Origin of the sequence: Paracoccus albus, assembly GCF_027913035.1 — a bacterium.
Lineage (GTDB): Bacteria > Pseudomonadota > Alphaproteobacteria > Rhodobacterales > Rhodobacteraceae > Paracoccus > Paracoccus albus.
The window spans coordinates 35,512-61,576 of sequence record NZ_CP115778.1; the positions used below are offsets into that span (position 1 = coordinate 35,512).

Annotated in this window: 29 protein-coding genes and 1 pseudogene; 2 read left to right on the top strand and 28 right to left on the bottom strand. The window is 59.5% G+C overall.

Annotation, left to right across the window (positions count from 1 at the left end; genetic code table 11):
- Positions 1 to 47: 47 nt before the first annotated feature.
- The 14 genes from PAF20_RS18390 to PAF20_RS18455 form a co-directional block, all read right to left on the bottom strand.
- The gene (locus PAF20_RS18390) at positions 48 to 1,037 is read right to left on the bottom strand and encodes an ATPase, T2SS/T4P/T4SS family (RefSeq protein ID WP_271073674.1); all 990 of its coding nucleotides are present in this window, start codon (positions 1,035 to 1,037) and stop codon (positions 48 to 50) included.
- Complete coding sequence (locus PAF20_RS18395; RefSeq protein ID WP_271073675.1) at positions 1,037 to 2,458, bottom strand: TraB/TrbI/VirB10 family type IV secretion system protein; 1,422 nt, start codon at positions 2,456 to 2,458, stop codon at positions 1,037 to 1,039. The genes PAF20_RS18390 and PAF20_RS18395 overlap by 1 nt, the downstream gene beginning before the upstream one ends.
- Before the next feature lie 2 nt (positions 2,459 to 2,460).
- The gene (locus PAF20_RS18400) at positions 2,461 to 3,183 is read right to left on the bottom strand and encodes a TrbG/VirB9 family P-type conjugative transfer protein (protein ID WP_065818625.1); all 723 of its coding nucleotides are present in this window, start codon (positions 3,181 to 3,183) and stop codon (positions 2,461 to 2,463) included.
- Positions 3,184 to 3,188: 5 nt separating this feature from the next.
- A complete protein-coding gene (locus PAF20_RS18405) occupies positions 3,189 to 3,869 on the bottom strand; it encodes a VirB8 family type IV secretion system protein (RefSeq protein ID WP_065818624.1) in 681 nt (226 codons plus the stop codon).
- A 17-nt stretch (positions 3,870 to 3,886) separates the two neighbouring features.
- The gene (locus PAF20_RS18410) at positions 3,887 to 4,900 is read right to left on the bottom strand and encodes a TrbL/VirB6 family protein (protein WP_065818623.1); all 1,014 of its coding nucleotides are present in this window, start codon (positions 4,898 to 4,900) and stop codon (positions 3,887 to 3,889) included.
- Positions 4,901 to 5,326 carry a hypothetical protein gene (locus PAF20_RS18415; protein WP_083213174.1) on the bottom strand — a complete coding sequence of 142 codons (426 nt, stop codon included), beginning with the start codon at positions 5,324 to 5,326 and terminating at the stop codon, positions 4,901 to 4,903.
- Between the two features lie 8 nt (positions 5,327 to 5,334).
- A complete protein-coding gene (locus PAF20_RS18420; RefSeq protein ID WP_065818621.1) occupies positions 5,335 to 6,102 on the bottom strand; it encodes a type IV secretion system protein in 768 nt (255 codons plus the stop codon).
- Positions 6,099 to 7,211, bottom strand: a complete 1,113-nt coding sequence (locus PAF20_RS18425; protein ID WP_207020716.1) for a lytic transglycosylase domain-containing protein — start codon at positions 7,209 to 7,211, stop codon at positions 6,099 to 6,101. Before PAF20_RS18425 ends, PAF20_RS18420 begins: the two co-directional genes overlap by 4 nt.
- Positions 7,208 to 7,417 (bottom strand): hypothetical protein, encoded by a 210-nt coding sequence (locus PAF20_RS18430; protein ID WP_207020715.1) that lies wholly within the window; start codon positions 7,415 to 7,417, stop codon positions 7,208 to 7,210. The genes PAF20_RS18425 and PAF20_RS18430 overlap by 4 nt, the downstream gene beginning before the upstream one ends.
- Positions 7,414 to 9,843 (bottom strand): VirB4 family type IV secretion/conjugal transfer ATPase, encoded by a 2,430-nt coding sequence (locus tag PAF20_RS18435; RefSeq protein ID WP_271073625.1) that lies wholly within the window; start codon positions 9,841 to 9,843, stop codon positions 7,414 to 7,416. The genes PAF20_RS18430 and PAF20_RS18435 overlap by 4 nt, the downstream gene beginning before the upstream one ends.
- Entirely contained in the window at positions 9,782 to 10,060 is a 279-nt protein-coding gene (locus tag PAF20_RS18440) for a VirB3 family type IV secretion system protein (protein ID WP_271073626.1), read from the bottom strand. The genes PAF20_RS18435 and PAF20_RS18440 overlap by 62 nt, the downstream gene beginning before the upstream one ends.
- Positions 10,061 to 10,189: 129 nt before the next feature.
- Positions 10,190 to 10,471: a TrbC/VirB2 family protein gene (locus PAF20_RS18445; protein WP_009574106.1), complete on the bottom strand. Its 282-nt coding sequence runs from the start codon at positions 10,469 to 10,471 to the stop codon at positions 10,190 to 10,192.
- Between the two features lie 16 nt (positions 10,472 to 10,487).
- The gene (locus PAF20_RS18450) at positions 10,488 to 11,186 is read right to left on the bottom strand and encodes a lytic transglycosylase domain-containing protein (RefSeq protein WP_434802971.1); all 699 of its coding nucleotides are present in this window, start codon (positions 11,184 to 11,186) and stop codon (positions 10,488 to 10,490) included.
- Complete coding sequence (locus PAF20_RS18455) at positions 11,125 to 11,439, bottom strand: hypothetical protein (RefSeq protein ID WP_080458281.1); 315 nt, start codon at positions 11,437 to 11,439, stop codon at positions 11,125 to 11,127. Before PAF20_RS18455 ends, PAF20_RS18450 begins: the two co-directional genes overlap by 62 nt.
- 132 nt (positions 11,440 to 11,571) lie before the next feature.
- Here PAF20_RS18455 and PAF20_RS18460 point away from each other — a divergent pair, with 132 nt between their 5' ends.
- Complete coding sequence (locus PAF20_RS18460) at positions 11,572 to 12,150, top strand: hypothetical protein (protein WP_207020712.1); 579 nt, start codon at positions 11,572 to 11,574, stop codon at positions 12,148 to 12,150.
- Here PAF20_RS18460 and PAF20_RS18465 read toward each other — a convergent pair.
- The 14 genes from PAF20_RS18465 to PAF20_RS18530 form a co-directional block, all read right to left on the bottom strand.
- Positions 12,144 to 12,344, bottom strand: coding sequence for a hypothetical protein (locus PAF20_RS18465; protein ID WP_207020711.1), 201 nt, complete (start codon positions 12,342 to 12,344; stop codon positions 12,144 to 12,146). The genes PAF20_RS18460 and PAF20_RS18465 overlap by 7 nt on opposite strands.
- Positions 12,345 to 12,420: 76 nt before the next feature.
- The gene (locus PAF20_RS18470; RefSeq protein ID WP_240504174.1) at positions 12,421 to 12,591 is read right to left on the bottom strand and encodes a helix-turn-helix transcriptional regulator; all 171 of its coding nucleotides are present in this window, start codon (positions 12,589 to 12,591) and stop codon (positions 12,421 to 12,423) included.
- A 309-nt stretch (positions 12,592 to 12,900) separates the two neighbouring features.
- Positions 12,901 to 13,560 (bottom strand): TetR/AcrR family transcriptional regulator, encoded by a 660-nt coding sequence (locus PAF20_RS18475; RefSeq protein ID WP_271073627.1) that lies wholly within the window; start codon positions 13,558 to 13,560, stop codon positions 12,901 to 12,903.
- Between the two features lie 23 nt (positions 13,561 to 13,583).
- The gene (locus PAF20_RS18480) at positions 13,584 to 14,747 is read right to left on the bottom strand and encodes an ABC transporter substrate-binding protein (protein ID WP_271073628.1); all 1,164 of its coding nucleotides are present in this window, start codon (positions 14,745 to 14,747) and stop codon (positions 13,584 to 13,586) included.
- Positions 14,748 to 14,767: 20 nt separating this feature from the next.
- Positions 14,768 to 16,579 (bottom strand): AMP-dependent synthetase/ligase, encoded by a 1,812-nt coding sequence (locus PAF20_RS18485; RefSeq protein WP_271073629.1) that lies wholly within the window; start codon positions 16,577 to 16,579, stop codon positions 14,768 to 14,770.
- A 32-nt stretch (positions 16,580 to 16,611) separates the two neighbouring features.
- Positions 16,612 to 17,382, bottom strand: a complete 771-nt coding sequence (locus tag PAF20_RS18490) for an ABC transporter ATP-binding protein (protein WP_271073630.1) — start codon at positions 17,380 to 17,382, stop codon at positions 16,612 to 16,614.
- Positions 17,379 to 18,146: an ABC transporter ATP-binding protein gene (locus PAF20_RS18495; RefSeq protein WP_271073631.1), complete on the bottom strand. Its 768-nt coding sequence runs from the start codon at positions 18,144 to 18,146 to the stop codon at positions 17,379 to 17,381. The genes PAF20_RS18490 and PAF20_RS18495 overlap by 4 nt, the downstream gene beginning before the upstream one ends.
- Positions 18,143 to 19,222, bottom strand: coding sequence for a branched-chain amino acid ABC transporter permease (locus tag PAF20_RS18500; protein ID WP_271073632.1), 1,080 nt, complete (start codon positions 19,220 to 19,222; stop codon positions 18,143 to 18,145). Before PAF20_RS18500 ends, PAF20_RS18495 begins: the two co-directional genes overlap by 4 nt.
- A 3-nt stretch (positions 19,223 to 19,225) precedes the next feature.
- On the bottom strand, positions 19,226 to 20,107 hold the full coding sequence (locus PAF20_RS18505) for a branched-chain amino acid ABC transporter permease (protein WP_271073633.1): 882 nt from the start codon (positions 20,105 to 20,107) through the stop codon (positions 19,226 to 19,228).
- Positions 20,104 to 21,252 (bottom strand): CaiB/BaiF CoA transferase family protein, encoded by a 1,149-nt coding sequence (locus PAF20_RS18510; protein WP_353620632.1) that lies wholly within the window; start codon positions 21,250 to 21,252, stop codon positions 20,104 to 20,106. The genes PAF20_RS18505 and PAF20_RS18510 overlap by 4 nt, the downstream gene beginning before the upstream one ends.
- Complete coding sequence (locus PAF20_RS18515; protein WP_271073635.1) at positions 21,224 to 21,997, bottom strand: SDR family NAD(P)-dependent oxidoreductase; 774 nt, start codon at positions 21,995 to 21,997, stop codon at positions 21,224 to 21,226. Before PAF20_RS18515 ends, PAF20_RS18510 begins: the two co-directional genes overlap by 29 nt.
- An 8-nt stretch (positions 21,998 to 22,005) precedes the next feature.
- Entirely contained in the window at positions 22,006 to 23,142 is a 1,137-nt protein-coding gene (locus tag PAF20_RS18520; protein ID WP_271073636.1) for an acyl-CoA dehydrogenase family protein, read from the bottom strand.
- Positions 23,143 to 23,151: 9 nt separating this feature from the next.
- A complete protein-coding gene (locus PAF20_RS18525; protein WP_271073637.1) occupies positions 23,152 to 24,390 on the bottom strand; it encodes a thiolase family protein in 1,239 nt (412 codons plus the stop codon).
- Between the two features lie 12 nt (positions 24,391 to 24,402).
- Positions 24,403 to 25,191, bottom strand: coding sequence for an enoyl-CoA hydratase/isomerase family protein (locus PAF20_RS18530; RefSeq protein ID WP_271073638.1), 789 nt, complete (start codon positions 25,189 to 25,191; stop codon positions 24,403 to 24,405).
- Between the two features lie 288 nt (positions 25,192 to 25,479).
- Between PAF20_RS18530 and PAF20_RS18535 the strand changes: the two are divergent.
- Positions 25,480 to 25,803, top strand: a pseudogene (locus PAF20_RS18535) (transposase); the annotation flags it as partial.
- Positions 25,804 to 26,065 lie beyond the last annotated feature (262 nt).

The following is a 26,065-nucleotide window of genomic DNA, read 5'->3' on the forward strand; positions in this document are numbered from 1 at the left end:
ATCACTGCACTCAAGACGTCGCTAATCTGCTTTCAATGCGTCAACGTTCAATGGCTTCGTTCACCCGGCAGATAGAACTCCGTAATCCCGCGCTTCCCCTCGACCCGCCCGAGCTGGACGATCACATCTATGGATTTCCGGATGTATTCCCGCACCTCGGCAAATGTCAGCGGCGTCCCTGCCTGCAGCACCATGATCGCCAACCGGTCGATGGCCAGTTCCGCGGTTTCAGCGTGGATGGTTGAGACCGATCCGCCATGGCCGGTGTTGATCGCTTCGAGATAGGTGAGCGCCTCGGCACCGCGCAACTCGCCGACGATGATCCGGTCGGGACGCATGCGGAGGGAGGCTCGCAGGAGGGCGTTGGCGCTGCGTTGCGACCCGGCACCGCGGTCGGCCAAGAGGGCGACGGTGTTCGGCTGGCCGGGGAAAAGCTCAAAGGCGTCTTCGATGGTGATCAGCCGTTCGTGTTCGTTTAAATGCGTCAGAAGGTGCCGGGCGAAGGTGGTCTTGCCGGTCGAGGTGCCGCCACTGATCAGGACATTGAGCCGCGCTTCGACCAGGGTTTGCAGCGCGGCCTCAAGGTTCTCTTCGGCGAGGGAGGCGATGTTTTTCATCTTCTCGGCGCGGAGCGCATCGAGCGAGACGGCCTTGCCGAAGAGATAGGTCGGCGCGTAGTCCCGGACGCTGCCCGAGGCGAAGAGGCGGATGGTGATCGAGGCCCCGCGATCAATGGCGGGCGGCACGGCGACCTGGACCCGGAGGGGGCGGCCCGCATATTCCACCTTGCCGGACACGAGGGGGTTCTTTTCAGAGACGCGGGCCTTGGCATCGCCGACGATGGTCTGGGCCATGTTGAGGGCTGTGGTCCGGTCCACGGTCTGACCTTCGTGGCGCATGGTGGCGTCCCCCGCGACCTCGAGCCAGACCTTGCCGTCCGGGTTGATCGCGACCTCGACCACGTCATCGCGTCTCAGCAGGTCGCGGAATGGATCGAGATAGCGCTCGAGGTATGAGGCTGGTGATGCCTGCTCCATCAGTAAATCACCACATCCCGGTCCACGAGCACGGTGACCGAGGCGCCCTGATCGACATAGATCGTCGGCGCGATCGAAACCTGCTCGGCAATAACCGATCCAACCGCATCCTGCAGGTCGCTGCCGACATCGCCAAGGACGATGCTTGTGGTTTCATTGTTGGCACTTTCCGCCGCCACGGATGGTGCCGCCCCGATCACGGAAATCAGCGCGGCCCCGCCGAAGCGCTCGGCGAACTTGGTATCGACAAGACCAGTGAGGCCTGAGCGGCCAAGCTGGTCCCCGCCGACGGCGGCGATTTCCATCGAGGTGCCGTCCGGCGTCAGGACACGGGTCCATAGGATCAGGATGCGCTTTTGGTGCATCTCGATGCCGGAGCGGTACTGGCCAAAAAGGCGGGAGCCACGGGGGATCAGGATCCGGTCCCCGGAAAACGCCGGGACCGGTTCGGAGACGACCGCCACAACGGAGCCCGGCAGATCGCTGTTGATGGCGGTCTGAAGCGCCGCCTGGATGACGGACCCTTGGGTCAGCGTGCGTTCAGGATGCGTGAGGCGCGCGGCCTCTTGCACTTCGAGCGGTCGCGCACTCTGCAGGAACTGTTCATTGCCCGAGAGGACCGGTCCACTTGCGCCAGCGGCTGCAGGATCGGCCACCGCCGCGCCACTCGTACCACCACGTGGACCGTCGGCATAGACCACGGCGGGGGATTTGATCTGCGCGGTTAGAAGCTCCTCGGCGACCCGTTCGGCCTCGCGCTGGCGCTGCTCCTCTTCCTGGCGGCGGCGTTCTTCGAGCAGGCGTTGATCGGCGATCAGCCCTTCGCGGTCGAGCTCAGCCTCGAGCCCCTCGCGTTGCGCGCGTTCGGCATCAAGCATGGCCTGCAGCCCTTCGATGCGGGTCTCGGTCTGGCGCTGCAGGTTGGCCAACTCGGCCTCCTTCTCCGCTATAAGTGCTTCCAAGGCCGCCTTCTGCTCGTCGAAGGCTTCGCGCAGGTCAGCGACGGCAGACTGGATTTCTGAATTGCGCGCGGCCTGGCTTGCGGCGAGGGCCTCGCGGAGCTTGGCTATTTCGGCCAGCACCTCGGCGCTTGCCTCCGGGGCAGGGGCCGTGGGCACCTCGAGTGCTTCCTCGACGGCGATCAGCGCATCATTGACCCGTTGCTCGGTCTCGTCAGGCGGAAACTCCAGCCGCCCGCCGGTGCCGGGGCGACGGTCCTGGAAGGTCTCGACATCGGAGGTCTCAAGCGCGCTATCGCCCTCTTGCAACCCGGTGGCCAAGAAATACGCGACCCCGGCCCCGCCGAGGGCGAGGGCGGCGGCGAGCGCGCCGACCCCGAGGCTGTTGCCGCGTTTGGATTTGCCGCGCTGGCTGAATTGATCGAGACGGTCCTGCAGGTCGGGAGGGGTTTGATCGGCCATGGTCAGTTGCTCACGTAGATCGCGCTTTCGTCGCGCCAGGCGCAGATCGCCTCATCGCCGATGCGCAGCGTCCAGTAGGTGTTCACCCCGAGCACGCGGACGGTATTGCCTTGCTGGGTCCAGTTCACCGTGCGTTCGCGGCCCTGGTCATCGGCCTTGAAGAGGGCGGGCTGGCGACCGTTCTCCGGAAAGACGAAGTACGTGTAGCGCCCGTCGTCGTAGATATGGCTGGGGCGGAAGTCACCTTCGCCCGAGACGCGGTAGTTGTAGTTGCGCGGGGCCTCAAAGCCTTTGGGTTGGGTGGCGCCTGCCGCGCGGCGTTCCTCGTCAGGGTAGCGGAAGCGGACCTCGAAGAACATGCCGGTGCGGTTCGGGATCGAACCTTCGCGCAGGTGGAAGGAATAGGTGCGGCGGTTGGTGATTACCGTCATGTTGGTCGAGGCATTCGCCACATGCGGTTTGATCGTGAGCACATTGCCGAGCTCGGGGATCGGATCGACCTGAAAGCTCTCAGTGTCGCCGACAATCACCGCCTCGAACCTCTCCCCGGCCCCGAAATGGATCGTCGTCGAATGCCTGAGATCGGTCTCGATCCGATAGACCTGGTTTTCATTGTAGACGGCGGTGCGGATGCGGATGTCGAGCGGGCCGCCTTGGGGGGTGGCCTCGGCGAGTGCGGCAACAGGCATGGCAAGCGCCAGGAGGAGCGCGGGCAGGGATTTCATCTTGGTCAATTCTCCAGGGTTTCGGCGTCGACGCGGTAGGAGGTCACCACGAAGCCCAAGGGGTTGGCCCAGACGTCCTGAAGGCGCTGGCGGGTTTCGGGTTGGAAATCGTAGCCGACGGTGGCGACGTAAGAGCGCGTCACGGTGCGGGTATCGCGGGGGCGGCGTAGCGTGCGGGTGAAGCGGACCTGGGCCACGCCGCGCTCGATCTGGTTCACGGACTTGATGACCACCTCGATCTTGGCGTCGCGCCCATAGACGGTGATCGGGTAGTCCTCATTGGTCGAGGACCAGAGATCGCGCAGCGTGCGCGCGGCGTCGCCGTCCGAACGGTCCAGCACCGAGTTGATGCGCTGCTCGCCGTCGGTCAGATCATAGGTCTCTCGATCGTCGACATAGGCCACGAGATTGGCCTGGATGATGGCGTCGCTCTCCGACAGCCTCAGCGCCTGCACGGCGGCGACCCGGTCCATCTCGCCGGTTTCCTTGTCCACGACGACCACGAAGGTCTCGGTCGATTTGAGCGGAAAGAGGCTGGCACCCGCGACCATGCCGGCGACGCCCACCAGCACGCCAGCCGCCGCGACGAACCACGCAAAGCGCTCGCGCCGCCGAGGCCCGTAGATGAAATCCGCTTCAAAGGCGTCGCGGTCAGGCGCGGAAGAACTAAGTACCTTCTTCTTCAAGTCAATCGTCTTTCACATCAGGGTTTGCGGAAGGCCTTGGCGGCAGAGAGAAGCGCGCCGGGGCTCTGCCGGATCATCTCGCCGGTCTTCACCACGCCCGCGTTCGCCATCTGGTTCAGCTCACGTGGGGACTTGCCGGTGACGAGGCGCGAGGCGGCACCCGAGCCATACTGGCGCGTATTCACGAACCCCTGACGTGCAAGGCCCGTGAGACCCACGGCATTCGAGGCAATGCCGACGACGCCGGTGAGGTTGGAGGCGATGTAGGGGACCGAGGCCATAATCCCGGCGCTGAGGATCAGGATCACGAGGAAGGGCAGGATGAGGCTGACGGTTTCGACGTCACCCGGATCGGCGGAGGCGTCGCCGATGGCTTCTGCGATGGCGACGATGATGCCCGCGGCTCCGGCGGCGGCGACGGGCATGAGCGCATAGCCGATGGTGGCGCGGGTCCAGGCCTCGAAGAGGGACTGGGTCGGTTTGAAAAGCGAGGTCACGATCATGAAGGGGGCAATCACGATCATCAGCGCGAAGACGATGCGGGCGAAGGCGATAATCCCGGCGGTGACGGCAGCGAAAACGGCGGAGAGGACGAAGAAGATTGCGCCCAGGACCGCGCCAAAGACCCAGCCCGCGCGGTCGCCGATCGTATCGCCATAGGCGGTGATGCGGGCGACCATATTGTCGAGGCTCTCATATACCCCGGCCTCGTCGCCCGAGCCGGTAAGCGCCAGGATGGAGGCGCCGACGGAGTCAGGCACCCGCGTGACGATGTCATAGATCACGCTGAAATTGTCCCAGCTCTGCGCGAATATGCCGACCAGTGCGATCTTCATCCCGAAGGCAAAGCCGGTGCCGAAGGGCAGGGGGCGGAGTTGCATCACCGCGTTGATCCCGAGAAGCACGACAAGGAGCGCGGCCCCGGCGGAGATCACGTCGCCGACAGCACCCGCCGAGGAGACAAAGCCGTCCTGCGCCACGGTATCTACCGCGGCGTCGACCTGGCTCAGGATGTCGCGAATTACCCCCATTTACTCGGCACAGGCCTCCACAACTTGCGCCTCGAGCGCGTCGGCCTGCGCGTAGAGATCGAGAACCTTGAAGGGCAGGCGTGGGTTGTCCGAGGTCTGGAACCGGGGGAGGGCGCCCAAGGCCTGATCCCAGGTGAACTGATCCAGCAGGCAGGTGCAGGATTCCGAGGCGAGGGCTTCTTCGGCAATCAGGATGCGCAGGATCGCACGGTAGCCGTTGCGCAAATAGGCGGTCGCAGCCAGATCGGCGGGCGGTTTCGGAACACGGCATGCGTCGGCCTCATCCTGCGCGATGGCCATCGAGCTGAAGGGCGTTTCGCTGGAGGGGTCTGTGCTCAGGGTCTGGGCTAGCACGGCACAAGGCAGGGCAACCAAGACAAGCGCCGCGAGACCAAGAGATCGAAAAGTTTTCAAGCTGTGGGTCATGAGGCGACTCATGGATCCACCGCCATTGACCGGAACTTGCGTTCATCCGCGAGGGTCGCGGCATCGACGACGCCAAGCTGGCCGGCACTTACGCCTTGCGCCGCTTCCAGCCGCCAGATCTGGGTCAGGATGATGCCAAGCTCTGCGGTGACGCGGGTGTTAAGATCGACGGCGGCCTTCAGCCCGTCCTGATCGTCGATCAGCCCGACCATGGTCTCGAGCCGTTCGAGGCTTTGGCCCGCCTCTTCGTGGCTTTCCTGCGCGGCGACGGACAGCATGGCGCTGGCCCCGGCCGAGGTGGCGATGCGGTTGTCGGCAGGCTGATCGGAGCCCGAGAGCGTGCTCAGGCGCTCCGAGGTGAAGCCGCTGCCCGAGAGCACCCGTTCGACGGACGCTGACAATTCCGCGCCCGGATTGAACCCGCTCAGGAAATCGCCGCTGGCCAAAGACTGCGCGGTGTTGAGGGGGGCGACCAGTTTGCCACGCAGCGCGCGGAATTCTTCGACCGTGGCAAAGAGTTCTCCGAGCCCGCTGCCTTCAATGAGCGAGGTCAGTTGCGCCTCGAGGTTGGTGAGCTGCGAGAGCTGGGTTTCCAATTCCAGCCGCATGGTCGCGAGCTGCTGCATCTGGACATTCAGGTCCTCAGCCATGTGCTCGAGCTGCGCGACAAGCTGGCCAAGTTGCGAGCCGTCGAAGGTCGGCACGCCTTGGGCCGTGGCGGGCGAGGCAAACGCGAGCGTGGCGACCGCCGCGGCGGTCAGGAGAAGCTGTCTCATTCGGGAACTCCCATCTGCATGAAGTCGCGCTCGGCCAGCCGGTCGGCGACGAGGTGCTGCGCATAGGCCGCCTCGCGCTGCTGGTTGGCGGCCATCAGCCGGACGCGGAGATTGAGGATGCGGCCGATCTCGGCCTTGGCGTAGGTGTTGAGCTCCCAGGCCGCCTTGGCATTGGGCTGAGCATCGATCTGCAGGATGATCGCGCGCAGGCGATTGATGACCTGTTCGGTCGTGGCCGAACTGTCGGCGGCATAATAGACGCCCGCCTCGGAGATGCTGGCATATTCGGCCAGGGCAAAATCCGAGGGCGAGAGCGTCCCGAGCGCGTCGGCACCGCCCACCACGGCGAGGTATTCGTTATAGAACTTGGAGATGTTGCGGACGTAGCCTTGGGTTTCGGCAAAGGGCGGCACGCCGCCATATTCGATGACCCGACCGGGGCCTGCGTTATAGGCCGCAAGCGCATGGGGAATGTTGCCGAAACGGTTGAGCTGGGTGGTGATGTAGCGCGCGCCGCCGCGCAGGTTGTCTTTCACGTCATAGCGGTCGACGCCGAGATCGGAGGCGGTGCCAGGCATGAGTTGCGTGAGACCATAGGCTCCGACCGGGCTTTCGGCGGCGACGTTGAAGCGGCTCTCCTGTTTGATCAGGGCCTGGAAGAGGCAGCGCCACTGGGTGGCCGAGAGACCCGCGCGGGCCACACCGGGCGCGCCTGCGAATTCGCCCGCAACCTCGACGATCATCATCTCGACCGTCTCGCGGCCTTCGCCGAAGAGGCGGCTGTTCATCGGGCTTGGATCGGAATTGGGATAGACCGCCGCCACCCCGAAATCCGCATTGCCCTCGAGCGCGCGAATACCAAATCCGGGGCCGGTGATCGCGGCCGTCATCTCCTCGAGGACGCGCAGCTGGTCGGCTTGGACATCGGCCAACGTGGACTCCGTCCGATCCTTGTCCTGCTGGACGCCCAGATCCTCGGCCAGCGCCGTCACCCGGGCAATGGCGCGCCCGATCGCCGAATTGTCCTGCGTCGGCACGCCCTGGGCATGCGCGGGCAAAGCGCCAAGACCGAGGCAGAGCCCCGCGGTTATGATCGCGACACGGCTCATTCCGGACGGGGCAGGGGTTCGAAAGTGCAGTCGGGTTTGGCCGTCTCCTGAGCCGGTGCGCCCATGGTCGAGACCGAAAACGCGGCGCGCGTCACCTGCGGCTCGCCACTGCGTCCGAAACAGGGCGAGGTTTTCTCGGTGTACTTCTCGCAAGCCGACAACAGGCTTGCGGCGGCGCAAAGCGCGAGAAGGGGTTTGAAATTCATATCACATGTCTCCAGAAATCGGGATTGGCGCGCCAATCGGCAGGCACGCGGGCCTCCCCAGTGGCGCCGCCGCCGAGGATGGGGAGGAGGTCGCCGAGGGCCGAAAGGTCGGCATCGACAAAAACGCTGTCGCCCGCCGAGCGGACAAGGGCGATGCGCTGGCCAATGGTGGGCTGGACGAGGAGGGCCGCCTCCTTGGCGTTGACGCGGAGGAAATCGTAATCGGAGATGGTGGCGCGGTCGTTGGGGAAGAGGATCTGGGTCGGGACTGTCTCGACGATGGTCTTACCGACGCGGCTGTCTCGCAGCTGGCTTGGATATTGCGTCATCATGATGACGACGCAGTTCATCTTGCGAAGTGTCACCAGCCAGTTTTCCAGCCGTGCCCCGAAATACGGATCGTCGAGCAGCTTCCAGGCCTCGTCGAGCACGATGATGGTCGGACGTCGATCCTCGACCACGCGTTCGATCTGGCGGAAGATATAGGAGAGCACCGCCATCCGCTCGGTGGTCATGTCGAGGATCTCGGTCATATCAAACCCGATGATATCGCCCGTGAGCTTGAGGCCAGCGCCGCGCTCGGGCTCGTCGAAAACCCAGCCATAGCGCCCACCCGGCGCCCATTCGGCAACGCGGGACTGCAGCTCGCCATCATCATCGAGCGACTGAAACAGCGTCTCGAAACTGGCGAAGCGCTGCAGGGCCGCGCCGGCATCGGCGTTCTGGCCCACGGCGCTCTGGATATGGCGGGATTGCTCGCCCGAGAGCGTACCATTGCGCGTAAGAAGGGTTGCAAGCCAGTCCGAGAGCCAGGCGCGGCCGCGCTCGTCGGTCTCGGTGGCGAGGGGGTTCAGCCCCGTCGGCACGCCGGCACGGATTTCGTTGTAGCGGCCGCCAAGGGCGCGGACCGCCATTTCGAGGCCGCGATCCTTGTCGAAGAAGAAAAGCCGCGCCCCGACCCGCTGCGCTTGGGCTGCGAGGAAGGCGGTGGTCAGCGTCTTGCCCGTGCCGGTGCGCCCGAGCACAAGCGTATGGCCGACGGTGGGTTCCTTGCTTGGGGCTCCTGCCTCGTGGAAATTGAACCGATATCCCGAGGTGCCGACCGTGGGCAGGACCGAGATGGTTTGGCCCCAGGGCGATTGGTTGGGGCCGCGTCCCTCGACGCTACCGTGCAAGGCCGCGAAGTCGGCGAAGTTGATCGAGGAGATCGGCGTCTTGCGCGCGCGGTAGCCGAAGTTGCCGGGGGATTGTGCGAAGTAGGTGGCTTTCAGCGCCATGTTTTCGCGGACGATCACCGACATGATCTCCTGACCCACGCGCTTGATCTGGGCGGCTGCCCGTTCAAGCGTGTCGCGGTCCGGCGCGTACACCGCGATGGAGAGGTGATGGTCGCCAAACGCGATGCGTCCTGCCTCCTGATCATCGGCGGCTTGTCCCAGCTGTTCGCGCAGGGACACGGCGGCATCGTCTGAGGCGTGCATCTGGCGGATGATCCGCTGGATGCGTTCGGCCATGATGTTGTTCGGGATCGGGCTGAAGGAATTCGTCAGTACGATGTCGAGTGGCAGGTCGAGCGCGTCGAGCAGCGTCACATCCGTCAGGGCCGGATAGGTTTTCATGGAAAAGAGCGCGCCGTATTTGACCTGAGCGGTCACGGCGTCGGTCAGGGTGACGACATCGCCATCAAAGGTCGCGCGGCAATTGCTCAGGGTATGCGAGAGGGGCAAGGCACTTCGCCCGAACGCAATGGGGGAGAAGCTGCCGGCGTTCAGCGTATTGAGGTAGCCCAGCCATTCACCGCCCGACTTCGTGAGCCTAACGGGGTTGGCCGACGCCAGCGCCACCTCGAAGAAGCCCATGACCTCGTTCAGCTCTTGCATTCGGGTCGCGCGGTCCTTGACCCAGGCCTTGCGGGCCAGCGCCCGCAGGAGCGGAATGCGGGCCGAGATATCAGGCCGCCGGATGACGCTGAGATAGAGTTGGCGCTTGGCGGGTCGGAGGTCTTTGACATGGGCCTGCCAGCGCGCATCGATCGCGGCGGCGAAGCTGTCACCCTCGATGGGGCGCATCCCGAGATCCTGCGGCACCGAGATGCGGTGGATGTAGAAACCGAAGGCGTTGCCGGTCTGGGCGACGATGGCCGCGACCGCGCGTTTCAGCGCGTCGAGCCGTGCATCCTCGGTGGTCATCGGGTTCAGACCGTCGAGGCGCAGGGTGGCGAGGAGGTCGCCCTCGCGCAGCACCATGACATCGTCATCCGCGAGCGCAAAATACGGCAGATGCTCCGCGAGATAGCTCTCCCGCGCGAACTCCCCGCCGCCCGCCTCACGTAGGGCGGTTCCGTGAGTGGAAAGAGGGCCTGCATCAAGCGCCAAAGCTGTCGCCTCCGTGCACGGCCCGGTTCTTCGTCGGGCGCACTGATCCATAGGAGACGCGCAGCACTTCGAAGAAATGCGGCTCGCGGTCGGCGACGAACCAGAGGATCGGATAGGCGACGAGGCCGATCACGAAGAAGACCATCGACTTCGTCCAGATGAACGGCAGAACGACCCCTGTTGCCAGCACCACCAGGTATCCGACGGGGAGGCCCAGATACTTGGGCGGACGGGCGAGGCCCAGAAAGAGGGGGGATCGTTCTGCCACTTAGATGCTTCCCTGCCTAGCGATGAAAATGAATCCGCAGGTCGGCTCGAGGCAGCGTTTGCGAAGCAGAACGCGTTCGAGGCGACCGTAGGATGCGAGATTGCAGGGAAGTCATCAACTGGCCTCTTCTCAGGAGAAGCCGTCAACGATGGTGCCGGCCGAGAAGATCAGCACGATCCCGATGATGACCGAGGCAAACCAGCCCCAGTTCAGCCGTCCCATCATGCACATGAAACCGGTGCCGATGACCGCGAGCGTGGCAACCGCGATCCCGATCGGACCGGTCAGCGCGGCCTCGACGGTTTCCAGCATGGTCTGGATAGGCGACAAGTCCTGCGCGAGAGCGGGTGTTGCGAAAGCCGCCAGGGTTGTGGCGGCAGGCAAGAGGCGGCTGAGGCGATGTCGAAGCATGCGAAGTTCCCTTGTTTTACTGAAGTTCGATAAGGACCGGCGCGCGGGCAGGCACGCGGGTCGCGACGGGGATGTCTGGCGCGGCAACGGGCGTGCCTGCCAGCTGGGACCGGATCCGGTGGATGCGCGCGATGTAGTCGCGGGTCTCGGCGAAGGGCGGAATACCGGAATACCCGACCACCCTGTGCGGCCCGGCATTATAGGCTGCAAGAGCCAGGTCGATGTCCTTGAACGTTCCGAGTTGCGCGAGCAGGTAGCGTGCGGCGCCGTCGAGGTTCTGGGAGGAATCACGCGGATCGACGCCGAGCGCACGGGCCGTGTCTGGCATCAGCTGGCCTAAACCGTATGCGCCCTTTGGGCTCACGGCGGTTGGGTTGTAGCTGCTCTCGGCCTCGACCAGGGCGCGGAACAGAATCTGCCAGTCGTCGGCACCCAGGCCAACCTGGCGCAGGGCGCTGTTTCCTTGGTGGCGGACGGCAGTCGTCCGGATTAAGGAGAGGATGTCGTCACGACCGGAAGGGGGCGTGGCGTCCAGCGAGGCCAGAACGACTTCGGCCTCAGCGCTATGATCCAGACCAGCCCAAGCAGGCCGCGTGCCATGAAAGGTCCAGCCGGAGGTCCGGGCCGTGCCGTCGCGGCCGAAGGCGATGACGTCAGCCGCGCTCCTCGAGGGTGATGCTGTAGTCAGGACCAAAACGCAGATCGCGCCCGTCACCGAACTCGAGATGATGTTTGAAGAGACCTGGCCATATGTTGAAATACCGCGGCTCTGGCCCGTGCGGGGTGATCCGGGTCGAGACCAGAATGGCTTCCGGCTCGCCCTCGCGCAGGTAGATGCACTGGTAGCGCGGCTTGCCATCGTCCGTGAACCCCACGAGTTCATACCGGCAGCGGTACGCGATGCCCTTCTCGGACAAGTCTTTGACACCATCGATGGTGATCAGGATCTGGTTGCGCGCTATCGGCATGTTCGGACTCTCCCCACGAGAGCCCTTCTACTTCACGACACTAAGGCCATAAAGTCATATGTCGTCAATACGACATATTGCAGATAAACACATATTGCGCGATAGTCTGCGCAACTTTTGCGGGAGAGCGACATGAAACGACAGGCGATGGCAGCGGCGATGGGAGTGATGGCGGTGTTTGGAGCCCCTGAGAAGGCGCAGGCCTATGACATCGACTGCGCCATCATGCTCTGCATGGCAGGTGGCTTCCCCCCGAGCGCTGTCTGCGCACGGGCCTATCGCACCATGATCCGCCGCATCACGCCCTGGCCGAGCCTGCCGCCCTTCGGGGTCTGCACCTTTGCCCATGTGCCGGTCGAATTGGGCGGGCCCGGCGGAGAAGGCGAGCTCGACACCAACCTGCCTGAGTATGAATGGCTGAACCGCACTCATGTGATCTGGTTCACCGGGCGCTCCTACGAGCCGCGCGACGAGCCGCGTCAATGGGATTGGTCGATACGCTCCTGCGATCGCGAGAACCGGACCTGCCGCTACATCCAACGGGTCTACGGATCCCACATGCCCTGGCCCGCGACATTCGTCTCGGAAAGCGGCCAGGAGATCGCCTATCCGACCAGCGGGGGCCTGTGGCACTTCTATTCCCGCAGCATCATGGTCGAATACGGGGACTACGAGGGCAACATGGGCCACTCGGAGTGGTTTTCCTACTGATCGTGGCTGTCCGGCAGCTTGAGTGAAACTGTCCGTACTACGACAAGCGTATGGTCGTAACTGCATGGATCCACAAACTGGCGGCGGCTCACGCTTCCATCATCCCAGCGGTAGTCGGTAAACACATGGGTTTCGTTCGTTCCGTCGATGATAAACCCTTCCTGGAAGGGCCAGCCTGTCTTTCTCTTCGCCATGTACCCGCGCTACTCGTACCGTTCTTGCCGTTTTGACTTTTTAAATTGAGGCGGGATCAAAGCCTCAGGAAGCGGATTAACGCCTCGCGAAAAGCTCTTCGGGATCGACATTGAGCGCCTTGGCGATGCGTTCGAGAAGGTCGAGTGAGGCCGCAAATTTCGAGTTCTCGAGCCTGCCCATGTGACCGCGGCTTACGTTGGCCTGATGAGCAAGCGCTTCCTGGCTGAGGCCGCGGGCGCGTCTCAAGTCCTGGATGTTCAATGCTACACGGTCCCGCAAGTTCATGCCCGCGAAACGGGCACGATGCACGAAATATCACCACGCGATATATGTTACATTCAGAGGTGAGGGTGCAGAAAAGTCGAAAATCGGTGCTTAGAGATAGAGGACCAATTTGCATGCAGTTCCGGGTACTTGGTGTTGCGGATGCTACTAGGGCGAGTGGTAGTTGCCGTCAATACACCATGACACGAAACAGCGTCAGATGCGTATAATGAAGTTTATGTTAAATCTTGACTAAAATCGGCGCTGTTTGAATAGACAACAAATTTAGAATCAAGTATTCTTTGCACCCACGCCATAGATGATTAGTTCAAGAATTTCATCTGCAATACTCTCTGGGTTAAGCGGCCCTTTCGGATTATACCAGATCGGCATCTGGTTGAAGGCCGAAAAAAGCACCTGTGCGAGGCGCTTTGAGTCGCAATTGCGGATAGAACCATCTTTGATCCCTTCTGCGATAATACTTTCAAGAAAATTCTGACCGTCTATCAGTGCCTGCCGCAAACTCTTCTGATTTTCTCCGGTCAGATTGCGGCGCGCTTCGCGCATCAAGGCAGAGCCGAATTCGCTCACAACCATGTTCGCATAGACTCTAAAGAAAACGCGGATACGATCAAGCCCGTTACCCTTCACGTCCTGTGCTGATATGAAGCATAGCTCGACCCGCTCCAGTGAGATGCGGGCGCATTGCATCAGGATATCTTCTTTGCTTTTGGCGTAATAATAAAGCGCGGGCTTGGTGACAGCGAGTGCTGCTGCGATGTCATCAAGCGATGTCTGTTTGTATCCGACAGTTGAAAACGAATGCGCGGCCAGATTAAGCATGGCCCGCCGCTTCAGCTCTTGCTGAACTTTGACGTCTTTGGTTTTTTTATGCCAATGGGTTTTGGGCAAAGCGACTCTTTTCAAAACACACGGGCGGAACCAGAGCACCGCCCGCATTTATCGCTGACAGGTTAGTAGTCGAGCCCGCGGGCCGCAATAGTCCATTTACCGTCTTCGACTTTTGCCATAATCAGAGTTTCGATGCCCTGATGGTCTTCGGGGCCAAACCTGACCAACTGGCCGCCGATCGGATCAACATAGCTAGTGATCGCTTCGGTTGCGGCCAGAAATCCTTCGGTCGTCAGATCGCGACCAGCAGCTTCGAGCGCCACGGCAATCAGGTCGATGAAAACGTAACCAAGCTGCGCTTGTGGGGCCATCTTTTCACCGTAAATTTCGTTGTAACTCTCCAAGATACGTTTTGCTTCCCCTTCGGAGTCTTCTGCGTTCGCAAAAACAAAAGGAGATACCAGATACAAGCCATCCATCGCGCCATCAGCGGCAGTAGCAACTGCATCCATATAGGACACCATTCCAGTCACGAAAGTCGGTTCAAAACCAAGCTTTTTAGATGTTGCAACAACCAGAATTGAATCGCGCACCCCACCCGCCAGAAAAACGATATCGCAACCGGCGCTTTTCAATGTGGTTACAGACGAGAGCATATCGGATTCTGTTGCCGAATGTTCCGTTTTGACCGCGACTTTCATGTCATACTCTGCCAATTGCTGCGTGACGCCAAGCGCCATTGATTCACCAGCTTCATTGGCGAGTTGCGCAATGCAGGGTGTTGAGAAATCACCATTTTCCTTAAAGTATGCAACGCCCGCGCGAAACTGGTCTGTATAGCTGCGAAAAAATGCGTATTTCATCGGATCCAATGGTTCATACATCTCGACCTCGGCCGACATCGGGAACATGTTGGGAATTCCCGCTTCAATTTGTTGCGGCATGATCGCTAGGTTCATCGGTGTGCCAAGCGCGCCGACCATCGCAAAAATCTGGTCGCGGCGCATCAGTTTGTTTGCAACCTGAATCGCGCGGGGTACCTGGTATTGCGTGTCTTCTATAATAATCTCAAGCTGGCGACCGTGAATGCCGCCCGCCGCGTTAATCTCATCCACTCGCATGCGCAGTCCGTTGGCCTCTGGCACACCCCAGACGGCCAACGGGCCGCTTAGGTCTGTATAGGTCCCAAGAGTGATCATGTCGTCGGTCACGCCCTGCGGCCCGTCGGCCATCGCGCCGGTGGCTGTCATTGCGGAAAACGCAAATGCTGTTACTAGTTTCTTCATTGGTCTCTCCCTTCGTTGTTTCAATACATCGTTTCGATCAGGTCTTTGTATTTGCGCTCGATCTCGTTGCGCTTCAGCTTCATCGTCGGAGTCAGCTCGTTGTCTTCGGCTGTCAAAAGTACGTCGATCAGCCGGAATTTCTTTACCTGCTCGACCGGCGAGAAACCGCTGTTCGCCCGTTCTACCTCGCCTTCGATCAAGTCCTGGATTTGAGTGTTTGCGCACAGGGATTTGTAGTTGGAAAACGGGATACGCTTCTCCTGCGCGTATTTTTCGACGTTTTCGTGGTCGATCATGATCAGCACGCTCAGGTATTTGCGCTTGTCCCCGATGATCACCGCATCAGAAATATAGGGCGAGAATTTGAGCTCGTTTTCCAACTGCGAAGGCGTAATATTCTTGCCGCCTGCGGTGATGATTATGTCCTTTTTGCGGTCCAGAATAGTTAGGTCTCCATTGGCATCCATCGTCCCAACATCACCCGTATAGACCCAGCCATCGACCACGGTTTCCGCCGTCTTTTCAGGCTGGTTCAGGTAACCCGAAAAATTGCTGGATGAGCGGATGAGGATTTCGCCGTCATCGGCCAGTTTCGCTTCGACATTGCGCAGTGCCCGGCCGATGGATCCGATCGGTGATCTGCCCGGTATGGTTGCAGTCACAATGCCGGTTTCGGTCTGGCCATATGCCTCTTGTACTGTCACCCCAAGGGCAGTGAACCAGCTGAGCAGTCGGGCTGAAATCGGTGCCGCACCCGATACGATCGTGTGCGCGCGCGCCAGTCCCAGTTCGACCCTAATATTTCGAAGCACCAGAAAGTCCAGCACCTTATGCCTAAGCCTTAGCATCATCGGCACAGATTTTCCCGCGGCAATCAAGGCCTCCCTGCGTCCAGCCGTTTTCAGGGCTTGGTCATAGGCAAACCGGCCAAATGCGGTGGCATCATTCATCACAATATTGATACGGGAATAGAATTTTTCCCACACGCGCGGCACCGCAAAGATGAATGTCGGCGCAACTTCTTGAATGTCGGCGGCAAATGTATCGCCGCTTTCCGCAATGTTGATGGTTATACCGTGACGGATCGGCACACAAACAGAAAAGATTCGTTCGGCGGCGTGACACAGCGGCAGGAAAGTCAAAACTTCGTCATCCGGCCCAAGCGGCAATTCGGGGTAATTATCCGACTGGGCCAGGAAAAAACGATGCGACATCGCGGCACCTTTGGGCGCACCTGTTGTGCCAGACGTATAGATCAGTGTTGCAATATCTTCGGGATCACCCCCATCAATGCGGCGCTCGAATTCAACGCTCAGTTCTTCGATTTTAGCGTCCGACAGTGCGAGAAATTCTTCCCAGCCGATGACTTTATCATGCTGGAAACTGCGCAACCCTTCCATATCAAATACGATAACTTTTTCGAGATGATCCAGCTGGTCCTCCACACCCAGATACTTATCTAGCTGCTCTTCATCCTCAACGAATAGCACCTTCGCCCCGCTATCGTTCAACTGATAGGCAACCTGCTTTTCCTGCAAAGTGGGATACAGCCCGTGGGTCGTGGCCCCGATGCACTGGATGCCAAGGTCGGCAAACACCCACTCCTTGTTGTCTTCACTGATGATCGCGGCCACGTCACCTTTACGATAGCCCAACGCCATAAGTGAACATCCGACCCTGCGCGCGCAGGCGTAATAGTCCAGCCAGCTAAATTCTTCCCAGATGCCAAAGTCTTTTTCACGAATTGCGGTTCTGTCACCGAACTTCTTGCAGTTCTGCCGAAACAGTTTGGAGAAGGTATCACAGCCGTCAATCTGGACCGGTGGCGGCATCCACCCTGCGGGGGATTGGTTTCGCATTGTGTTCATCGCCAGGTCTTTCTTGCTTTCCAGCGGCGGTCGCCGCGCGCACTTTCTGCTTTGATGCCAAGGTAGAATTCCCGAATGTCTGCACTGTTCATTAGAACATCCCGTTCGCCTTCCATAACGATCCGGCCGGTTTCAAGGACGTAACCGAAGTCGGCGGCCGGCAGGGCAACGCTCGCGTTCTGTTCAACCAGCAACATGGTCATGCCTTCTTCGACATTGATCCGCTTGATGATCTGAAAAATCTCGGAAATCAGCAGTGGCGACAGGCCCAGTGACGGTTCGTCCAGCAACATCAGGTGTGGACGCTGCATAAACGCGCGACCCAAAGCCAACATCTGTTGTTGCCCACCCGACAGGTAGATCGCCTGTTTTTCCAGAAAGGTGCGCAGGACAGGAAACCAGTCCAGCACCTTTTCCACATCCCGCGCCACTGCATCGCGATCCTTGCGGCAATAGGCGCCCATCATCAGGTTGTCCTTGACCGATAACAGCGAAAACACCTCGCGACCCTCGGGTGAATGGGCGATGCCAGCGCGCGCGATAACATCCGGATCAAGCCCGGTGATATCGCGCCCTTCAAATTCCACCTGCCCCTTGAACGGATCAAGCGCGCCGGAGATGGTTTTCAAAATCGTCGTTTTGCCCGCCCCATTGGAGCCCATGACCGTAACGACCGATCCTTCCTTGACCGTCAGGCTGATGCCGCGAATGGCCATCACCCTGCCATACATCGTTTCGACGTTGCTGGCGCGCAGTACCTCGGTCATGCTGCCTGCCCTCCCAGATATGCCGCCTGAACACCGGGATTGCTTTGAACTTCGGATGCGCTGCCGCTTGCAAGAAACCGGCCTTCGTTGATGGCCAGCACCATGTCCGAAACTTTGTTCACCAGTTTCATGTCGTGTTCGATCATAACAACGGTGACACCCAGGTCCTCGCGGATGTCTTCAATCACAAAAGCAGTGTCGTCGGTTTCCTCGCTGGTCAGTCCGCTTGACGGTTCGTCCAGCAACAGGATCTTTGGCTCCGACACCAAAGCGCGGGCCATTTCGGTCTTTTTGCGCACGCCATACGGCAAATCCGCAACCCGTGCATGACGGTAGCCTTCGAGATCGAGAAACTCGATTATTTCTTCGGCTTTGCGGCGGTGGGCCAGTTCCTGACGCATCTGCGAACGGGTAAAAAACAGCTCACTCAGCGGCCCGAATTTGCCGTGACGGATGCGCCCGATCAGCAAGTTATCAAGCAATGACGCATGTTCGAACAGTTCGATATTCTGGAACGTCCGCGCAATGCCGTGGTTGACTACCTCATGGGATTTCGCTTTTCGCAGGCTTTTGCCGTTGAACCGGATGTCGCCTTGCGACGGATCGTAAATCCGGCAGATGAGGTTGAACACCGTGCTTTTGCCCGCGCCATTGGGGCCAATGATGGTGAACACCGACCCCGGTTCAACTGAAAAGCTCAAGCCATCCACCGCTTTCAAACCACCAAAGGAAAGCGATACGTTATCTATCTCCAACCCGTTCATCTTAAACGCTCCGTTTTGAGGAATGTCTTCTGACGCTGGAAACTGCGCTTCTTGTACATCGGGAACACGTTGAAATAGTGATGGATCTTGGTCCAGCGTCCATAAAGTCCGTCAGGTTCGAACAGGATGAACCCCAGCAGGATCACACCGAATGCAAGACTATCGAAACCGCCGGACGTGGCGACTGCACTGGGCAGCACGATCTTGACCCAGCTCAACACGGTTGGCAGCAGCACGATAAAGAACGCCCCAAAAACCGCGCCGTGGATGGTTCCGATCCCGCCGACGACGATCATCAACAGCAGACGGATGGATTCCCCCATTCCGAAGGTTTCCGGCGTGATGTAGAAGAAGGCGTGCGCCAGCAGCCCGCCCGCGAGGCCCGCAAAAACTGCCGAGATGAAGAACGCATATGCCTTGAAGAAGGCCACATTGGTTCCCAACGCCCGCGCCGACACTTCGGAGTCGCGGATCGCAATCATGGCGCGACCCGACCTTGTGCGTGTCAGGTTGCGAACGATCAGGGTACAACCCACGAAGATGACAAAATTCAGCAGATAAACTTTCCAGCTTTCGTCGATGGCCAGCCCGAGAATATTGATTTCCGGCACCGAAAGGCCACCATGACCACCTGTGAAATCGCCCGCACCACCGATGAGCCGTTCGGTCACAATCGCAATCGAAAGCGTGGCAATCGCCAGATACAGCCCGTGCATCTTTCCGCAGATCCGTCCGACGGCCAACCCGACCAGCCCAGCCACCAACGCCGCTATCGGCAGCGACAAAAGCCACGGCACGCTGTAACGGGTCAGCAGGATCGTGTGGGTATAGGCACCGATTGCGACAAACGCCGCCTGTCCGAAACTCACCTGCCCAGAAAATCCGGTCAGCACCATTAGCCCAAGACCCGCGATAGCATAGATGAATACGAATGAAAGTTCGTCCAGAAAATAGCCGTCCAGAAACAGCGGCGCGGCCAGTGCGATCGCGGCAAACAGCAGATACCAGAATGCCTGTCCACGGTCGCGGAAAAGCTGGATGTCCTGAACATAGGATTTGCGAAAAATTACGCGCATGGCTTAGACCTTCTTTGCATAAATTTGGGCCAGCAGGCCTTGCGGACGGATCAACAGCACCAGGAACATGATCAAGTAGGCCCCAATTCCTTTGAGGGTCGGGAACATGATATCGAAAAACGGTTCCGTCACACCGATAAGCAAGCAACCGATCACCGCACCGGGGATGGAGCCGAAACCACCGACAATTGCCCCTGCAAATGCCTTGAACCCGATAAAACCCATCTGCGTCGAAACCAACGTCATTGGCCCCAGGAGCAACCCGGCAATCCCGCCAAAAATCGCGGACATTGCCCAGATCGAGGATGTCAGCCGTTTCACAGGAATACCCATGTAGAACGCTGCTAACTGATTCAGGGACAACGCCTGCATGGCGATACCCTGCCGAGCGTAACGGAAAAACAGGTACAGCGCGCTGGCGACAACCGCGGTGACAACAATCGACAGCACGCTGGCCCAAGAAATGATCACTGGGCCCAGTGTAAGATTGCCATCAACCGGAGCAGGCAACAAATAGTTGCCAAACCCCCAAATTATCCCTGCAACCGCCCTGAGCGCGATACCCAATGCCAGCGTCAGGATAAAGACAGTGAACACCGGCTGGCCCGTCAGGCGCCGCACCACAAGCGCTTCGACGCCGTAGCCGAATGCGCCCATGAAGGCCAATGTCAACATGGCACCCAGCCAGTAGGGCATCCCCATCAGCACGATGAACTGATACCCGACAAATGCACCCAGCATCATGAATTCGCCTTGGGCAAAATTCACCTGCTCAGTCGCCTTATACACAAGCACCAGACCAATCGCGATCAGGCTATAAAGGCACCCTTGTGACAGGCCGACCACAAAAAGCTGCATCGCATCGGCAAAAGACAAGGCAGTCACGCGTTGTTCCCCCAGTGTTCAAGGATTTCATCAAGGCTGATTTCTCCCGCATCTCCGGTCGTCGGTGTGTCGGGTTGTGTTCGCGAGAATCGCGGTGCGGGGGCCGGCATCTCGATGCCACCTACTGTGACAAAGCTGCCCCGGGCGCGATTATGAGCATGATCCGATGCGTCAGCCAGAGAAACCACAGGTGCGAAACACGCGTCGCTGCCTTCCAGAATATCGCACCATTCCTGTTGGGTCGCAGTCAGGAATATCTCCGTAAGCGCGTCCATCATTCCGGCCTGCGCGTTGGGTGCGTATTGATCGGCAAAGCGCGGATCGTCTGTGAGGCCCAGAAGTGCCAGAAGTTCGGCAAAAAATTGTGGTTCGAGACATCCGACGGAGACATATTTGCCATCGCCTGTTTTATAACAGCGATACCAGGCGACGCCGCCATTGATAAAATCACCGGACCGCCTGTCGGTCCACGCGCCACCGGCGGCCAAGCCGTGCTGCATAGTCATCAGCAGGTTAACCCCATCCGTCATCGCCGCGTCGACCACTTGGCCTTGTCCTGTCGCGCGCGCATGGGTCAGCGCCGCGAGTATCCCAAGGTTCAGCATCATTGCACCACCGCCCTGATCCGCGATCAGGTTCATGGGTGGGGGGGGCGGGCGGTCTGCTTCGCCCAAACCCCAGATCGCACCGGTGATCGCGGCGTAATTCATGTCGTGTCCCGCTGCATGTGCAAGCGGCCCGTCCTGTCCCCATCCGGTCAACCGACCATAGACCAGCGCCGGATTGCGCGCATGAACCTGATCCGGCCCAAACCCAAGCTTCTCCATTTTACCGGGTCTGAACCCTTCGATCAGGACCTCGGCACGTTCGATCAACTGCCAAAGCCGGTCGACATCACCGTTCTGTGTCAGATCAAGTGTCAAGCTGCGACGAGAGCGGTTGAGCAGGTTGTATTTCGCATCAATCGGTAGGGGAAACGTCTGACCCGGCCGCGCAATGCGCACCACTTCAGCGCCTAGATCAGCCAGATGCATCGCAGCAAACGGCGCAGGGCCAAGACCCGCCATTTCAACAATGCGTACACCTTTGAGGGGACCTGAGCGTTGCAACATCGCCCTATCTCGCCTGCAGGCGCGTGGCAGCATCGAGCCGCACGGTTTCGCCGTTCATATATGAATTCTCAATCAGAAAGGCGCAGCAATGAGCGAATTCTTCCATCCGGCCGACACGCTTGGGCGCTTCGACAGAGGCTTCGAGGTTTGCGATCACGTTCTCGGGCAGCGACATGACCATCGGCGTGCCGAACAGGCCGGGTGCAATCGCGTTGACGCGAATGCCCTTGGCACCCAGTTCGCGCGCGGCAGGCAGGTTAAGGCCCATCACCCCCGCCTTTGACGACGAATAAGCCGGCTGGCCGATTTGCCCTTCCATCGCAGCACCAGAGGAGACGTTGACAACAACACCGCGCTCTTCGCCGTTTTCGGGTTCATTCAACAACATCCTCTGAACAGCTTTGCTCATTACGTTGAATGTGCCGACGAGATTGATATCAACCGTGCGGCGGAATGTGTCGAGCGACGCGGCCTTGCCGTCACGGTCGATCACTTTCATCGGGCTGACGACCCCGGCACAGTTGATGCACCCATGCAGCGCACCGAATTTTGAAACCACGGCGTCAATTGCCGCGTCCACGCCTTCATCGTCGGTCACATCGACGTTGCAGAACATTGCGTTCGAAGCACCCAGTTCCTTGACCAGCGCATCGCCAGCGTCCTGCGACATATCGAAAATACCAATCTTGGCACCGCGTGCTCGCAGATATTTCGCCGTCGCCGCGCCAAGACCCGATGCCCCGCCGGTGATGATGATTGTCTTGCCTTCGATTTCCATGACCGCTCCTATTTGAATGCCTGCACGCCGGTAAGTACCCGTGCGATCAGCAATTTTTGTATTTCTGTAGTCCCGTCCGGGATCGGCCCGATAATGGCCTCGCGCGCCAGCCGTTCGACGATAAAATCGGTGGTGACACCGTTGCCACCGTGGATCTGCACTGCTTGGCGCGTTGCGTTCACTGCGATTTCCGTGCCGTACCATTTGGCCATTGCACATTCCTTGTCGCAGCGTTCGCCGCGGTCGATCATGCCAGCGGCACGGAAGGTCAAAAGCCGCGCAGCATCAATCTCTGTGGCCATTACGGCGATCTTGTCTGCGATGAGCTGGTGACCCGCTATCTGCTTGCCGTGCTGGCTGCGTTCCTGCGCATATCTGATCGACTCTTCCAACGCGCGCCGTGCCAGGGAAATTCCCCACATGGCCATGTGAACGCGCGCCCGTTCAAACACCACAAGCGTTTGCTGCAAGCCGCGGCCGACCTCGCCTATCGTGTTTGCAATCGGCACACGCACGTCATCAAGAAAGATCTGTGCCGTGGATTGTGCGTTCAGACCCATTTTTTTGATGTCGCGGGTTTCATAGCCATGCTCTTTGCGATCCACTAGAATATGGGTCAGGCCCTCATCGGTGGCGCAGGTGCATATCAGGAAATCCGAAAAGCGACCATTGGTGATCCAGGTCTTTTCGCCATTGATCACCCAGTCATCGCCGTCCCGCCGCGCTCGGGTTTTGACCGCGGCCACATCGGACCCGACATTTGGTTCCGATATGCCCATCGACGCGGTAATTTCACCGGCAAGCAACGGACCGATATATTTTTCGCGAATCTCATCCGACCCGAGCTTCAACAGAATCTCACCTGCCACCACGTTGATCAGAATGGGCAGCGCGATTTCTATTGCAGTAACACCAACCTCTTCGAACAGCATCAGGTGGGTGGTCCAATCCAGCCCCATACCGCCCGCTTCTTCGGGATGCGGGGCCGATGTCAGACCGAACTCGGCAAGTCGCGTCATGAAACCCTGAATGACTTCTTTCTCGAACGGCGCATCCTTAACCTTCAGGTATTCCGGTTCGATCTGGTCATCCAGAAACCGGCGCAAGGAATCGCAAGCCATTATCTGCTCTTCGGTTTTGAACATCTTTCGCTCCTAGCGCCCGAGAATAAGGATGGAGGCCACGGCCTCTTCGATACCTATCAAACCGCCGCCATTTTCCGCGATGGCGATCCGCGCACCTTCGACCTGTCGCGGTCCACATTCACCGCGCAGTTGCGCTACCAGTTCGTAAACTTGGCCCAACCCAGTCGCGCCAATCGGGTGGCCTTTGCATTCTAGCCCGCCCGACGGGTTCACCGGCACCCGCCCGCCGATGGAGGTGTCACCGCGCTCGGACGCAGCACCCCCTTCGCCAAATGGGAACAGCCCAAGGTTTTCGATCTGGATCAACTCACCCACCGCTGTTGCGTCATGCACTTCGGCAACTGATACGTCTTGGGGACCGATACCGGCGATTTCATATGCCCGCCGTGCCGCAATCGCGGTCAGGTGTTTCTCATAATCCTCCGGCGCGCGGTTTGATCCGGTCTGGATCACGCTGGCGCGCACTTCGATGGCACGATCCCGGCTGATCCCGAACTTTTTCAATCCGGCCTCGGTCATCAGAACCGCAGCGGCACCGCCATCGCTCATCGGGGCGCACATTGGCAAGGTCAAAGGATAAGTGATCGGTGGTGCGCTTAATATTTCGTCAATGGTATACGGCGCGCGGAATTGCGCCTTTTCATTTTCAACCGAATGCATGTGGTTCTTTGCTGCAATCGCAGCAATCTGTTTTTGGGTCGTGCCGAACGTGCGCATATGCGCCAGCCCGAACGCTCCGTAAATCGCCATAAAGACTGAAAACGGCTTGTCCGAAGTAGTGTCATTCGGCACGTCGATGCCTTTGCCCAGCGCAATCAGTTTTTCGGTATTTTCCTCAACGGTGGACACATCCCAAGCGCCATCGAAGAGACTGAACATCTTAGCTTTATCACCTATCCACATTTTTTCGGCCCCAACGGCCAAAGCCACGTCACCCTCGCCTGCTTTGAGAAATTGAGCCGCAAGGTTCAACGCGGTTGACCCGCTGGCACATGCATTTTCGACGTTTACCATCGGGATGCCTTCAAATCCCATCTCGCGCAGGGTGATCTGGCCCGGGATCATCAACTGCGCCTCAAGATGTCGCTGTGTTGTGTTCGCGTAGTAGGCAGCCTGAATGTCATCCTTGCCAATGCCGGCGTCCGCCATCGCGCCATCGACAGCTTCGCGGGTCAGCGACTTTACCGTTGCCCCGTCGAGGCGTCCCATCTTGGTCATCGCGACCCCGGCAATGTAAACCTTTGTCATTTCAATCTTCGCTCATGTGCCGGTGAAAACCGGCTTTCGTTTTTCATTGAATGCGGCAAGTCCTTCGGCCGCATCGTTGGATTTCAGATGTTCGCGCAGCACGGCAAGTTCCTGTCTCAGCGCCTCCACCTGCGTCATTTCGATGGATGCATTGGCTACCCGCTTCATCTGCGACAGGACCAGCGGGCTTTTGGTCGCCAGCAACTGGCTGAACTCGTGCAGCCGCGCTTCAAGCGCGTCATCACCAACCACTTCCTGCACCAGCCCCATGCGCATCAATTCGCGCGCTGGTAGACTTTGGCCCGAAAACAAGAGGTATTTCGCGTTTGCGAGTCCGATCCGGCACGGCAAGACAGCAGCGCCGCCTGCGCCAGGGAACACACCAAAATTCGAATGAGCATCGCCAATTCTAGCGCTCTCGCCCGCAATCAGCACATCGCAACACATCGCGAGTTCCAACCCGCCCGCAACGGTAATGCCATTCAGCCCGCCGATCACCGGTGTCGGCAAATCACGCAGCGCTTGGAACGTAGCGCCGATAGCGTCCAGAAAATCACCCTTTTGCGTATCGGCATCATCCAGACCAGCGAGGACTTCCTTCAGATTGGCACCGGCGCAAAACGCACGCCCCGCAGCCGTCAGCACAATTGCGCGCACCTGTTTTGCCACAGCGATCTCTCTTATCGCGGCGCGCAGTTCCCCAATGAGGTCGACAGAAAGTGCATTAAGACTGTTGGCCCTGTTCAACGTCAGCCACGCAACCGGACCACGGTATTCGACCAGTACATTTGCTTGAGTCATGCGCGCGTCTTTCTATTTACTTATCAGTAAGTAAACAAAAATATGTAATCGAATCAAGAACTGATTTACGTTAAATTACATAGGCTTGCAGGTGGTCGGTTTCTCCCGTCCGGTTTGACCGGAGAATCATCAATCCGGCGACATCAAGATATTGCGTTCCCCAATGATGCGCGCGACGTAAAAAAGACAGTGCCCCACGGGGTGGTGTAGGTTCTGGCTGAGGTGGTCACCGGCGAAGTTCCGGTAAGGTCTGGTTGCTGACACCAACCCGGACTGGAGATTCCACCGATGACCAATGACATGATGAACCTGCGCGACCTCGTGGAGAAGACCCCCGATGCGGATCTGCTGCGCGAGATGATCGGCTTTGCCGCCGAACGGCTGATGGAGCTGGAGGTCGGCGCCGCGACTGGCGCAGCCTATGGCGAGAAAGATCCGATGCGGCGGGCGCAGCGCAACGGCTACCGCGACCGAGACTGGGAGACCCGAGCTGGGACGGTCGAGTTACGCATCCCGAAGCTGCGCAAAGGCAGCTACTTTCCAGGCTTCCTCGAACCGCGGCGGATGGCAGAGAAGGCCCTAACGGCGGTGATCCAAGAAGCATATGTTCGACTCGGACGACTGGAGTTCGACTTCGAGCAGACGTCTGGTGCGAGTATCCGTCTCAAGATTCGGAAGGTAGACGGCTTCGACAGGGATGGTCGGCAAGCCGAAATCCTCAAAATCTGCCGGCAGTCTGAGAACCTCACGGTCTATTTCGACACGGGCCACACGTTCTCGCGTGGTCATTTCTACGAAATGAGGTTCAGAGATGCGAGGTTTTCGGACTGGCATTGGGTCTCGATGGCGCAGGATGATACCGCCTTCTGGCAAG